This is a genomic window from Streptomyces sp. JLBT605 (assembly GCF_058215555.1).
Genome location: NZ_CM177087.1, coordinates 553676 through 565857 on the forward strand (window position 1 = coordinate 553676; position 12182 = coordinate 565857).

11 protein-coding genes are annotated in these 12182 nt (G+C 69.5%); 8 read left to right on the forward strand and 3 right to left on the reverse strand.

Going from position 1 to position 12182, the window contains the following annotated elements; genetic code table 11:
- The first annotated feature begins 191 nt into the window (after positions 1 to 191).
- Together AC4BDD_RS02675 and AC4BDD_RS02680 are read left to right on the forward strand one after the other, a co-directional pair.
- Complete coding sequence (locus tag AC4BDD_RS02675; RefSeq protein WP_490689341.1) at positions 192 to 1016, forward strand: glutamate racemase; 825 nt, start codon at positions 192 to 194, stop codon at positions 1014 to 1016.
- 66 nt (positions 1017 to 1082) lie between these two features.
- Positions 1083 to 1613 carry a DinB family protein gene (locus AC4BDD_RS02680; protein ID WP_490689342.1) on the forward strand — a complete coding sequence of 177 codons (531 nt, stop codon included), beginning with the start codon at positions 1083 to 1085 and terminating at the stop codon, positions 1611 to 1613.
- A gap of 72 nt (positions 1614 to 1685) precedes the next feature.
- Here AC4BDD_RS02680 and AC4BDD_RS02685 read toward each other — a convergent pair whose 3' ends face one another.
- Positions 1686 to 2432 (reverse strand): ArsR/SmtB family transcription factor, encoded by a 747-nt coding sequence (locus AC4BDD_RS02685; RefSeq protein ID WP_490689343.1) that lies wholly within the window; start codon positions 2430 to 2432, stop codon positions 1686 to 1688.
- Positions 2433 to 2462: 30 nt separating this feature from the next.
- On the opposite strand from AC4BDD_RS02685, the gene AC4BDD_RS02690 reads away from it, so the two are divergent.
- Positions 2463 to 3092 carry a flavin reductase family protein gene (locus AC4BDD_RS02690; protein WP_490689344.1) on the forward strand — a complete coding sequence of 210 codons (630 nt, stop codon included), beginning with the start codon at positions 2463 to 2465 and terminating at the stop codon, positions 3090 to 3092.
- Between the two features lie 141 nt (positions 3093 to 3233).
- Positions 3234 to 3569, forward strand: coding sequence for a YnfA family protein (locus AC4BDD_RS02695; protein ID WP_490689345.1), 336 nt, complete (start codon positions 3234 to 3236; stop codon positions 3567 to 3569).
- A 34-nt stretch (positions 3570 to 3603) separates the two neighbouring features.
- Here the strand turns inward: AC4BDD_RS02695 and AC4BDD_RS02700 are convergent, their stop codons facing one another.
- Together AC4BDD_RS02700 and AC4BDD_RS02705 are read right to left on the reverse strand one after the other, a co-directional pair.
- Positions 3604 to 4695, reverse strand: coding sequence for a hypothetical protein (locus AC4BDD_RS02700; RefSeq protein WP_490689346.1), 1092 nt, complete (start codon positions 4693 to 4695; stop codon positions 3604 to 3606).
- A gap of 210 nt (positions 4696 to 4905) precedes the next feature.
- Entirely contained in the window at positions 4906 to 5499 is a 594-nt protein-coding gene (locus tag AC4BDD_RS02705; RefSeq protein WP_490689347.1) for a GNAT family N-acetyltransferase, read from the reverse strand.
- Between the two features lie 700 nt (positions 5500 to 6199).
- Here AC4BDD_RS02705 and AC4BDD_RS02710 point away from each other — a divergent pair.
- The 4 genes from AC4BDD_RS02710 (at position 6200) to xdhC (ending at position 11922) form a co-directional block, all read left to right on the forward strand.
- Positions 6200 to 6652, forward strand: a complete 453-nt coding sequence (locus AC4BDD_RS02710) for a nucleoside deaminase (RefSeq protein WP_490691627.1) — start codon at positions 6200 to 6202, stop codon at positions 6650 to 6652.
- 581 nt (positions 6653 to 7233) lie between these two features.
- Positions 7234 to 8697 carry a xanthine dehydrogenase small subunit gene (locus AC4BDD_RS02715; RefSeq protein WP_490689348.1) on the forward strand — a complete coding sequence of 488 codons (1464 nt, stop codon included), beginning with the start codon at positions 7234 to 7236 and terminating at the stop codon, positions 8695 to 8697.
- Positions 8694 to 11111, forward strand: a complete 2418-nt coding sequence (gene xdhB, locus AC4BDD_RS02720; protein ID WP_490689349.1) for a xanthine dehydrogenase molybdopterin binding subunit — start codon at positions 8694 to 8696, stop codon at positions 11109 to 11111. The genes AC4BDD_RS02715 and xdhB overlap by 4 nt, the downstream gene beginning before the upstream one ends.
- Before the next feature lies 1 nt (position 11112).
- Positions 11113 to 11922: a xanthine dehydrogenase accessory protein XdhC gene (xdhC, locus tag AC4BDD_RS02725; RefSeq protein ID WP_490689350.1), complete on the forward strand. Its 810-nt coding sequence runs from the start codon at positions 11113 to 11115 to the stop codon at positions 11920 to 11922.
- Positions 11923 to 12182 lie beyond the last annotated feature (260 nt).

Here is a 12182-nt window from a genome sequence, read left to right on the forward strand (position 1 = left end):
CACGCCGCCTGTCGATTCGCACCCGAACGGGAGAGCGCGGATGCGACCCGCAGGCGTCTTCGATCAACTTCAGGGCGGGGAGACCGCGATGCCTCACGCCGCCTGTCGATTCGCACCCGAACGGGAGAGCGCGGATGCGACCCGCAGGCGTCTTCGATTCACTCGCGGATCCGACTGGTACGTTGATCCCCATGACGGTGGCATTGATCGACTCAGGATTCGGCCTCCTCTCCACCGCCGGCTGGCTTCGGCACCTCGCCCCGGAACTCGATCTGCTTCTGTTTCTGGATCCCGAGGGCGCCCCTTGGGGCCCGAAGACCGCCTCCTTCGTCACGGACCGCCTGCTCACCGCCGCCCAACTGGCCGCACAGCGGGGCGCGGAGGCCATCGTGGTCCCCTGCAATACCGCCACCGTCACCGCGATCGACGCCCTGCGCGAGCGGTTCGAGCCTGGCATTCCCGTGATCGGAACCGTCCCCGCCGTGAAGCCGGCCGCGGCAACCAGTGAAAACCTCGCCGTGTGGGCGACCGTCCGCACCACCGCAAGTGACTACCAGGACCGTCTGATCAGGGACTTCGCGAACGGCAGGCAGGTCGCGCGGGTCGCGTGTCCCGGCCTGGCCGAGGCGATCGACCACGGTGACATGGCTGCCGTAGCGGAGGCGATCGCCGATGCGACCGAGCGAACCCCCCGGGATTGCGACGCCGTGGTGCTGGGATGCACGCACTACCCCCTGGTGGCTCCGGAGATTCTGCGGAGCCTGCCCGCCGGAACCATCCTGCACGACAGCGCCGAGGCGGTCGCCCACCAAGCGCTGAGACGGTTGAACCGCACCAGGGAAGCAGCCGGCGTCCTCGGCTCCATCGAGGTGCTACTCAGCGGTCGCCCCGGCCGCCTCCCGGCAGGCGCGCACGCCTATCCGGTAGGCCGCGCCCTGGCCGCCGCGGCGCGAGTACCTCGCGAAGCTCTCATCTCCGCCACCACCCGAGCCTCGGTGACCGCTCCGGCCGTCTGAGCGAACCCCCCGTCCCTGTCCGCACCGTATGGACGGAACGCTCAGATGCCGCCTAACGTCTCCGCCATGATCCACAGAATCGAACCTCCGGTAGAGCCCCCGGTGACCCTCACCGACCCGACCGAACTGCTCACCGGCTACCTCGACTTCTACCGAGACGCCGTACTGCGCAAGCTGGAGGGAATGTCCGACGCGGAGCTACGACACAGCCGGCTGCCTTCCGGCTGGGCACCGCTCGGCCTGCTCAAACACTTGGCGTGCGTCGAGCTGCGCTGGATGAGGTGGGGGTTCTCCGGGGAGCACATCGAAGAGCCCTGGGGCGACGTGAAAGCCAAGGGCGAACCATGGCACTTCACGTCGAACGAGACCTTCGATGACATCAGGGCGTTCTTCCAGGAGCAGTGCGCACACTCCCGCGCCATCGTCGCCGGGGCGCGGCTGGAGGACAAAGCAGCCACGCTCGGTGGCCGCGTGCCGGCCGAAGAGGATCGCCCGACGTTGATCTGGATCCTCTTTCACCTCCTCCAGGAGTACGCCCGGCACGTCGGCCACCTGGACATCGTGCGCGAACTCGCCGATGGCACCATCGGCGAATAACCGCCGAACGGAACCGGGGAATACCGGGCGATGATCGCCCGGCCGGGTAGTCGTGGGGAGGGGAGAACAAGCTCAGCGAGCCGTGAGTGCCTCGTCAGTCAGGCCCAGGTGCCGTCGGAAGGCGTCGCGCCCCTGGTCCGTCAGCCGCACGACACGGGAGCCTTCGGCCGGGACGAGCCAGGACTCCTGAACCGCATGGTGGAATACGGCCGCGGCGACCGCGCCCGCCAGATGCAAGCGCCGCTCCGTCCAGTCCAGGCAGGTGCGTACGTGTGGCGCCGTTTCCTGGGTGATGCCCCTGTCCGTGAGCCATGCGGCGCCCGAGAGAGTAAGGACCGGGCCGGACTCCCAGGCCAGAAACCCCCGTTCGGTCATCGCGTCGGTGATCGCCACGGACAAGGAGCCGCCGAGATGGTCGTAGCAGACGCGGGCGAAGGCCACGGCACGGTGCCGGCGGGCGGCATCGAGCGAGCGGACCGGGACGAGCTGCTGCGGTGCCCGGGCGGCAAGGGCTTCGATCATCTCGGCGACGGCGGGGTCCGCCAGGCGCACATAGCGGTGCCGCCCCTTGCGCTCCTCGGCCAGCAGGCCGCCGGTCACCAGCCGGTTCAGGTGGCTGGTCGCTGTGGACGGTGCGATCCCCGCGAGCTGTGCCAGTTGCGTCGCTGTCCATGCGCGGCCGTCGAGCAGCGCGAGGCAGAAGGCGGCGCGGTTGCGGTCGGCCAGCAACGCCCCCAGGGCGGCGAGGTCCGGTTCCTTGGCGTACACATAGGGGCTGATCACAGCACCATTGTCGTCGGCCGATACTTCGACGCACATCGAAACGTCCCGCCCCTAGCGTCTTGAGGCATGACGACTGACACCCACCGAGTGGTCCGGCCGAGCATCCTCTACTTCGGCACGCCCGTGGTCCTGCTGACCACCGAGAACGATGACGGCACGTTCAACCTTGCCCCGATCTCCTCCGCCTGGGCGCTGGGACAGCACATAGTGCTCGGCCTGGGCAGTGAGAGCCAGACCGCGCGCAACCTCTCGGCACGCTCCGAGCTGGTGATCAACGTGGCCTCGCCGGAGCAGTGGGAGCAGGTGGAGCGCCTGGCCCCGCTCACCGGGGCCAACCCGGTGCCCGAGAGCAAGCGAGCGGTGTACCGGTACGAGCCCGACAAGTTCGCCGCGTCCGGCCTCACCCCGGCCGATTCCCACATCGTGAAGCCGCCGCGGGTCGCCGAGTGCGGGCTGCAGTTGGAGGCACGGGCCCGTGCACTGACGCCGGGCGGAACGGGGCTCTTCTTCAGCGTCGAGTGCGACGTACTGCGCGTCCACGCCGACGAACGCATCGTCGTGCCGGGCACGCACCACATCGACCCCGCTCTCTGGAGCCCGCTCATCTACAACTTCCGCCACTATCACGGTCTGGCACCGGAGGTCGGCTACGGCTTCCGATCGGAAACGGTGAACACAACGACCCGCGCCGCATGACGGCGTTCGGCATCCAACCGAACGGCAAAACGGCAAGCAGAGCCGCGGCCGCGAGAAGCTAGCGTCGACACAGCTGCACCGCGAGCATCTGACCTGCGAAAAACGGATCAGCGGCACCGGCTGCCGGTAGGGTCAGCCGGTATGGCTGTCGCTCGTTCCGTTGCCCTGTTCGTCGTCGCCGCCCTCTTCGAGATCGGCGGCGCCTGGTTGGTCTGGCAGGGCATCCGCGAGCACAAGGGCTGGATCTGGGTCGGCACCGGCGTCATCGCCCTCGGCCTGTACGGGGTCGTGGCCACCTTCCAGTCCGACGACGACTTCGGCCGCATCCTCGCCGCCTACGGCGGGATCTTCGTGGCCGGGTCGATCGCCTGGGGCATGGTCGCCGACGGTTACCGCCCCGACCGTTTCGACGCCATCGGCGCCCTGGTCTGTCTCGCCGGGATGGCCATGATCATGTACGCCCCGCGCGGCCACTGACCAGCCGGGATCGGACAACGGCACATCGCAGACTCTAGGAGCGGGTGGCGTTCGCGCAGCCGTTGCCCGCGGCCGTCGTGCCGTTGCTCGTGTCGATCGGCTTGCTGCGGTCGTACGGATCGACCTGGCGGGCCTCCTCGGCGGGGTGCTCGTCGGCCGTGCCGAAGGGCGGCGCGAAGTAGCCGGTCGAGGCGGAGCAGCCGCCGTTGGTCATGTCGAGCGCGTACGAGACGAGGGACATCGTGCCCGGTTCGGTGATGACCTTGGCCGGGTCGTCCCAGCTCATCACCACCTCGCGCCGCACGATCGTACGGACGATCTCGCCATCCCGCCCGCCGCCGTCCCCCGGGGTGACCGGGTACACGAAGGTGACGTCCGCCGTCACCTGGACCGCCCCCCGTTTCCCCTCCCGATAGGTGAGCCGACCGCGCGTCTTGACCACGTCACCGACCAGCCGGGTCTGCTCCGGCCGGAAGCGGCTGAACAGCAGCAGCGGGTCGGTCTCGGGAGCGGGCGCCGTCGTTGACAGGGCGGTACGGAGATACTCCTGGACGTCCTTCTGGTGCGGGTTCAACAGCGCGATCGCCTTGGTGGGCCGCTCGCCGCGCAGTACGCGGGAGTCGAGCCCCGCGGCCACCAGGAAGTCCCGGCTGTGCCGCAGTGCCCGCTCGACCTGGGCGGCGTCCATCCAGCCGGTCGCCTTGGCCGGTGGCACCGTGATCCCTGCCGCTCCGTCGGCCCAGCGGGCGGCAGGCGAACCCCGGAAGGGTTCGGCGAGGGTGGGGCGCAGCTCCGGCTCGGCGCCAGGCGCCTCCCGCGGGGCTTCCGACTCGGCGGCCAACGGCGTCCCGTCCTGCCCGCCCTCGTCGCCACCGAACCAGCCGACGACCTGTTGCGGGAAGAGCCCCACGGCCAGGAGGGCCACGGCCGCCACCAGCCCGGTCAGGTACCAGCCGGTCCTCCGCCGGGGCCGGGCCGGTGAGTACGTACGCCACCCCTCCGGCTGCCCGGAGGGCTCCCGCAGCCGCCGCTCCACCTCACGGGCGCGCGCCGACGGCTCCACAGGGCCCCCGGCCGCACCCGCCACCGATTCACGGAGGAACCGCTCCCACTCCTCATCGGACACCGACGACCCGTCCTGCCCCCCAGCCCCGCTCACACCGCACTCCCGTCCTCGCTCGATTGCTCGATGCATTCGATGACTCGCTGGCTCGACCGTCTGATCAGTTGACCGTGCACGGTCGATCGAGAGCCGCCCGCATGATCGCATGAGCAAGCCGCCGGCCTGCCGGGGCGGTGGGTGAAGTGTCACCCGACCCGTGCGGCTGTTCTCCTATCACGGCCCGACGGGACGGTCACCGTGTCCGCCGAGGCCGTGAAGCCGCTCGGTCTGAATCGCGTCTACCGGAATCTCGAAGACGATCGCGAGCCCGTCGCGCTCGTTCCCCTTCTCGCCGACACGCGTGAAACCGAAGCCCGCGATGGTGGCCAGGGAGGCGTCGTTGTCGGAGCTGATCGTGGCCCGCACGGTCCTGACACCGGGTTCGGCGGCGGCCCTGACGAGCAGCGCCCTCAGCATGGCGCGGGCATAGCCCTGGCGGCGGTACCCGGGCACGACGGTGTAGCCGACCTCGACAACGCCGGCCTCGTCCGGCGGCCCATGGAACCCTGCGTCGCCGACGACGGCCCCGTCCGGCTCGGACACCGCGGCCCGCGTGAGCCAGGGCGCGGCAGACGGGTCCTTGGCGAGCTGGTCAGCGCGGTAGCCGAAGATCCAGCGGGCCCGGTCGCAGACGAAGTGTTCGTCAAGAGCGACCCCGGCCTCGGCGCTGCCGCCGGCGAGGTCACCGTCGGCAAGCGCCCGCAGCGCCTTTGCGCTGAGCTCGACGAAGCGGACGCGTTTGGGGACGGAGAGAGGTTCCTGGTTCATCGCGGAGATGCTCGCCCAGTGCCGGAGGGCTGTCCACCGCTTTACGATCCCGGCGGACACGCACGCAGCAACCCCCACCGGCCTGACCTGCGAAAACGCTGCTGATCTAGACCACCTGGACGGCACAGGGCGCTCCCGACAACCTGTGCCAGGCGGTACCGCGGGAAGCCCTTGCCCGCATCGAGCGCCTGTTTCATTGACCACACCAGGGACAGACCAGCCCTCGTAGGAACCCACGAAGCATCGGTCTCGTGGCACCCACATTTCATGTTTTCGGCGCCTGGCTGATTCCCGCCGGACGGCTGTGTACTGCTCAAGCAATCCCGACCGACGAAGAACTGGGAACGCCTTGCCAAAGACGCTGCCCGATCGAGACACCGAGATCGCCTGGCCCGACCTCGGCACCATTATCACCGCGGAACTCGATGGCCGAAACCCGGCCGACGCGCTGTGGGAGTCCCTGCCCCGCCGGAGGCCGGGCGCGCCATCCGGGATGCCGTCCGCCATGGCGTCGGCGAGCCGCCCACCCTCTCCGCCACCCCCGCCGTCGTCACCCCACCGCGTCTGACCGGACCCCCCTGTTCGCGCGGGTGCCGCCGCCTCCCCGATGGCGCCCGCATCCACTCCACCCCACCGTATTCGACAAGGAGCAACCGTGACCGTGAGCACCGCGACCATCGTCCAGGACGAGCAGGCATGGATGCAGCAGGCCATCGCCGTGGCCACCGACAGCGCGAACAGCGGAGGCGGCCCCTTCGGTGCCTTGATCGTCAAGAACGGCACAGTCGTCGCGACCGCACACAACCAGGTCACCGCGACGAACGACCCGTCCGCGCACGCCGAGGTCAACGCGATACGCGCCGCCTGCACGGCACTGGGCACCTTCATCCTCGAAGGCTGCACCCTGATCACCTCGTGCGAGCCGTGTCCGATGTGTCTGTCCACCGCCCTGTGGGCGCGCGTCGACCGGCTCGTGTTCTCCGCGGACCGCGACGACGCCGCGGCGGCCGGCTTCGACGACCGCAAGTTCTACGACCTGTTCGAGAAGCGGCCCCAAGAAGCGTGGCCCATGGAGGTCGTCCACCTGGACTTGCCCAACCGCACCGCGCCGTTCGACGCGTGGATCGCGAAGTCCGACCGCATCGACTACTGACCGCGGGACGAGGAAACGGCGGCGTAACGGCTACGCCCCATCCGGCCGGAATGTCGGGGCGCGCCACCGATCACAGCGGTGGCGCCCCCCGACCGGCCTCTTCGCGCTCCCGACTGGGCCCTTCCCGCTCCCGACCGACCCCTTCCCGCTGTCCGCGCGATTCGAGATCGAGTGCGCGCGACCACCCGGCGGTGGCTCCTCAGCCTCGAATCCGATCGGCTCTCGATTGACCAAGGTCAATCTCTTGACCCCGGTGGCACCAGCCACTAATTTGCGGTGAACGTCGACCCATGGCTACCGAAAGGAGGCGACCAGCGGATGTACACCAGCTCTGATCTCGGTCGCCTCGCCCAGTGCACGGTCTGGGTTCCGGGTCGGATCGCGCACGGCTGCTGAGCACGCCGTTCTGAGGTGCCCGCTCGTGGCACATTCCGGGTTTCCCGTCACCATTTCTCGGCACGTCGCTGTCGCGTGGTGTTGTGCGCCCGCTCCTCTCACGTGGCGTGTCTGAACACAGAAAGCTGCCTGACATTGGCGAACATAATGAATCGACCGATCGCGCACCGAAACGAAGGCCTGTCATGGTAGCGGCGCGGATCACGGTCAATGGGGAAGTAGCACCGATTTCACCGGCTGCGCCGCACACCACCGTGCTGGAATTTCTGCGCGAGCGCGGGCTCACCGGCACGAAGGAGGGCTGCGCCGAGGGTGAGTGCGGCGCCTGTTCGGTTCTGGTGGCCCGTCCGGGGGTGAACAAGCCCACCGACTGGGTGGCGGTCAACGCCTGTCTGGTCCCGGTCGCGGCGCTCGACGGTCAGGAGATCATCACCTCCGAGGGTCTCGCCACCGCCGGTGAGCCGGGCATGCCGCCCACCCTGCACCCGGTGCAGGAGGAGATGGCGGTCCGCGGCGGATCCCAGTGCGGCTACTGCACGCCGGGTTTCGTCTGCAGCATGGCCGCCGAGTACTACCGGCCCGACCGCTGCGCGCACGCGGACCCGGCTGAGGGCACCGATGCCGAGCACGGTCCGAACGGCTTCGATCTGCACGCGCTGAGCGGAAACCTGTGCCGCTGCACCGGCTACCGCCCGATTCGCGATGCCGCGTTCGCCGTTGGTACGCCCACCGATGAGGACCCGCTCGCGCGGCGTCGCGAGCAGTCCCCGCCCCCGCCGGTTGCCACCGAATACGCAAGGGACGACAGCGCGTTCTGGCGGAAGAGCACCCTGGCCGAGACGCTGGAGCTGCTGCGCGAGCGGCCCGACGCGGTGGTGGTCGCCGGCTCCACCGACTGGGGTGTGGAAGTGAACATCCGTTCCCGCCGGGCGGATTGCGTGGTCGCCGTCGACCGGCTGCCCGAATTGCGGGAGCTGCGAGTCGAATCCGATCACATCGAGATCGGCGCGGCACTGACGCTCACCGAGATCGAGCGTCGCCTCGACGGTGAAGTCCCGCTGCTCGCCGAGCTGTTCCCGCAGTTCGCGTCGCGGCTCATCCGCAACGGTGCGACCCTCGGCGGCAACCTGGGTACCGGCTCCCCCATCGGTGACAGCCCGCCGGTGCTGCTCGCGCTGGAGGCGTCGCTGGTCCTGGCCGACGCCGACGGTGAGCGCGAGGTTCCGCTGGCGGACTACTTCACCGGCTACCGGCAGAGCGTGCGCCGTCCTGGTGAGCTGATCCGCGCGGTGCGCGTTCCGCTGCCGTTGTCGCCGACCGTGGCCTTCCACAAGATCGCCAAGCGGCGCTTCGACGACATCTCCAGCGTGGCCGTCGCTTTCGCGCTCGACATCGAGGACGGGGTCGTCCGCAAGGCACGCATCGGCCTGGGCGGTGTGGCCGCCACCCCGATCCGCGCCCTCGCCACCGAGGCGGCCCTGGAGGGCAAGGTGTGGTCGGCGGAGACTGTCGAGGCCGCGGCGCGGGTGCTGCGGGGCGAGGGCACGCCGATGGACGATCATCGCGCCAGCTCTCTCTACCGCTCCGCGATGCTCGGCCAGAGCCTGCTGAAGCTGCACGCCCAGACCACCGAGGCGGTGTCGTCATGAGTCATCTGTCCGAGCGCCCCGAGAAGCCCGTCGTCGGCGTCTCGATGCCGCACGAAAGCGCCTTCCAGCACGTCACCGGCACCGCGCTCTACACCGACGACCTGGTGCATCGCACCAAGGACGTGCTGCACGTGTACCCGGTCCAGGTCATGAAGGCCCGCGGCCGGATCACCGCGCTGCGGACCGAGCCCGCGCTCGCCGTGCCCGGCGTGGTCCGCGTGCTGACCGGGGCCGACGTGCCCGGTGTCAACGACGCCGGGATGAAGCACGACGAGCCGCTCTTCCCCGACGAGGTCATGTTCCACGGCCACGCGGTCGCCTGGGTACTCGGTGAGACCGTGGAGGCGGCCCGGCTCGGGGCCGCGGCCGTCGAGGTGGAGCTCGACGAACTGCCGTCCCTGATCACCTTGCAGGACGCGATCGCGGCCGAGAGTTTCCACGGCCCTCGGCCCTTGATGGTGCACGGCGACATCGACGCCGGCTTCGCCGACTCCGCTCACGTGTTCACCGGCGAGTTCCAGTTCTCCGGTCAGGAGCACTTCTACCTGGAGACGCACGCGGCGCTGGCCCAGGTCGACGAGAACGGGCAGGTGTTCATCCAGAGCAGCACCCAACACCCTTCGGAGACCCAGGAGATCGTCTCCCACGTGCTGGGCGTGCCCGCCCACGAGGTGACCGTGCAGTGTCTGCGGATGGGCGGCGGCTTCGGCGGCAAGGAGATGCAGCCGCACGGGTTCGCGGCCATCGCCGCGCTCGGCGCCAAGCTGACCGGTCGGCCGGTCCGGTTCCGGTTCAACCGGACTCAGGACATGACCATGTCCGGCAAGCGCCACGGATTCCACGCCACGTGGAAAATCGGCTTCGACGCCGACGGCCGCATCCAGGCTCTCGACGCCACCCTGACGGCGGACGGCGGCTGGAGCCTGGACCTGTCCGAGCCGGTGCTCTCCCGCGCGCTGTGCCACATCGACAACACCTACTGGATCCCCAACGCGCGCGTCGCCGGTCGCGTCGCCAAGACCAACACGGTCTCCAACACCGCCTTCCGCGGCTTCGGCGGACCGCAGGGGATGCTGGTGATCGAGGACATCCTGGGCCGCGTCGCGCCGCGGCTCGGCCTGGACCCCATGGAGCTGCGGGAGCGCAACTTCTACCAGCCGGGCCAGGGCCAGACGACGCCGTACGGACAGCCGGTCACGCAGGCCGAACGGATCTCCACCGTCTGGCAGCAGGTGCGGAACGACGCCGGCATCGCCGACCGCAAGCGCGAGATCGCCGCGTTCAACGCCGCGCACCCGCACACCAAGCGGGCTCTCGCCATAACCGGCATCAAGTTCGGCATCTCGTTCAACCTCACCGCCTTCAACCAGGGCGGCGCGCTGGTGCTGATCTACAAGGACGGCTCGGTCCTGATCAACCACGGCGGCACCGAGATGGGCCAGGGCCTGCACACCAAGATGCTGCAGGTGGCCGCGACCACGCTGGGCATCCCGCTGCACAAGGTCCGCCTCGCCCCGACGCGAACCGACAAGGTGCCCAACACCTCCGCCACCGCCGCCAGTTCCGGGGCGGATCTCAACGGCGGGGCGGTGAAGAACGCCTGCGAGCAACTGCGCGAGCGGCTGCTTCAGGTGGCCGCCACCCAGCTGGGCGCGAACGGCTCGGACGTGCGCATCGTCGAGGGCGTCGCGCGCGCCCTGGGCAGCGACAAGGAGCTGGCCTGGGACGACCTGGTGCGCACCGCGTACTTCCAGCGTGTCCAGTTGTCGGCGGCCGGCTTCTACCGCACCGAAGGTCTGCACTGGGACGCGAAGTCGTTCAGGGGCTCTCCGTTCAAGTACTTCGCCCATGGCGCCGCCGCGACCGAGGTGGAGGTGGACGGCTTCACCGGCGCGTACCGCATCCGGCGGGTCGACATCGTGCACGATGTCGGCGACAGCCTCTCCCCGATGATCGACATCGGCCAGGTCGAGGGTGGTTTCGTGCAGGGCGCGGGCTGGCTGACGCTGGAGGATCTGCGCTGGGACACCAGCGCCGGGCCGAACCGCGGCCGGCTGCTGACCCAGGCCGCGAGCACCTACAAGCTGCCGAGCTTCTCGGAGATGCCCGAGGAGTTCAACGTCACGCTCCTGGAGAACGCCGCAGAAGAGGGGGCGGTCTACGGTTCCAAGGCGGTGGGTGAGCCTCCGCTGATGCTGGCGTTCTCGGTGCGAGAGGCGTTGCGGCAGGCCGCCGCCGCGTTCGGGCCGAGCGGGGTCAGCGTCGATCTGGCCTCGCCCGCGACGCCGGAGGCGGTGTACTGGGCGATCCAGGAGTCCCGCCGGAGCGCCGCCTCCGAGAACGGTCACGCCACCGATGGATCCGCCGTCAACGGCGAGGTCCGGGCCGCCACAGAAGCGTTGAGCGGTGCCTGACATGACGTGGGTCGCCGCGGTCGCACGGTTGCGAGCACGCCGGGAGTCCGGCGTGCTGGTGACCGTCGCGACCGTGCGCGGCCATGCCCCGCGCGACGCCGGTGCGAAACTCGTGGTGGGGCAGACCGAGACATGGGGCTCGATCGGTGGCGGCAACGTCGAGGCCGTCGCGATCGATCGGGCCCGGGAGATGATCGCCGCGTCCAAGCCGGAGCCGGAGCTGATCGATTTCGCCCTGAACGACAAGGTGACCAACCAACACGGCGTGCAGTGCTGCGGCGGCACGGTCTCGGTGCTGCTCGAACCGCTGCCGGTGGTACGGGCGGTGGCGATCTTCGGCGTCGGGCACGTCGGGCTGGAACTGGCGCGCGTCCTGGCCCGTCAGGACCTCGACCTCCACCTGATCGACAGCCGCTCCGACATCCTCACCAAGGAACGGCTCGACGTGCTGGCGGACGCGGTGGCGCAGGTGCACGTGCATCACACGCCGTTGCTGCCCGAGGAGGTGCTGGCCCAGTTGCCGCGCGGCACCCACATCCTGATCATGACTCATGATCACGCCGAGGACGCCGCTCTGTGCGACGCCGCCTTGCGCACCACCCACCTCGGCTCCATCGGGCTGATCGGCTCGGCGGCCAAGTGGGCGCGGTTCCGCAAACGCCTCACCACCGAGGGCGGCCACGACGAGGCCACTATTCGCCGGATCAAGACCCCGATCGGACTGGCCGACATCACCGGCAAGGAACCCGCGACCATTGCCGTGAGCGTCGCCGCCGATCTGCTGCGCACCTTCGAAACCGAAGGGAACTGACTCCTACGGCCCTGACGACCCGCATCCCCGCCGGTGCCCGCACTCAGCGCGCGGTTCCCTGCGGCTTCGCCGCCCAGCGGGGAAATCAGTGGAGCCGCACTCCCGTGTGCCGTTAGCATCCTCCCGCCCGCAACCACCCTGTCAAGGACGTGCCGTTGTACACCAAGTGAGACCCCCCGAGCGCTGATCCGTCGCGCGTCGCACATATGCGCCGCGCCCCTTTTCGCTGCGGTTATCTCACTGGAACCGGTGTATCTCTG

Coding starts and splice junctions, on each gene's coding strand:
- AC4BDD_RS02675 (WP_490689341.1), top strand. CDS start 192: ATGACGGTGGCATTGATCGACTCAGGATTCGGCCTCCTCTCCACCGCC.
- AC4BDD_RS02680 (WP_490689342.1), top strand. CDS start 1,083: ATGATCCACAGAATCGAACCTCCGGTAGAGCCCCCGGTGACCCTCACC.
- AC4BDD_RS02685 (WP_490689343.1), bottom strand. CDS start 2,432: ATGTGCGTCGAAGTATCGGCCGACGACAATGGTGCTGTGATCAGCCCC.
- AC4BDD_RS02690 (WP_490689344.1), top strand. CDS start 2,463: ATGACGACTGACACCCACCGAGTGGTCCGGCCGAGCATCCTCTACTTC.
- AC4BDD_RS02695 (WP_490689345.1), top strand. CDS start 3,234: ATGGCTGTCGCTCGTTCCGTTGCCCTGTTCGTCGTCGCCGCCCTCTTC.
- AC4BDD_RS02705 (WP_490689347.1), bottom strand. CDS start 5,499: ATGAACCAGGAACCTCTCTCCGTCCCCAAACGCGTCCGCTTCGTCGAG.
- AC4BDD_RS02710 (WP_490691627.1), top strand. CDS start 6,200: ATGCAGCAGGCCATCGCCGTGGCCACCGACAGCGCGAACAGCGGAGGC.
- AC4BDD_RS02715 (WP_490689348.1), top strand. CDS start 7,234: ATGGTAGCGGCGCGGATCACGGTCAATGGGGAAGTAGCACCGATTTCA.
- xdhB (WP_490689349.1), top strand. CDS start 8,694: ATGAGTCATCTGTCCGAGCGCCCCGAGAAGCCCGTCGTCGGCGTCTCG.
- xdhC (WP_490689350.1), top strand. CDS start 11,113: ATGACGTGGGTCGCCGCGGTCGCACGGTTGCGAGCACGCCGGGAGTCC.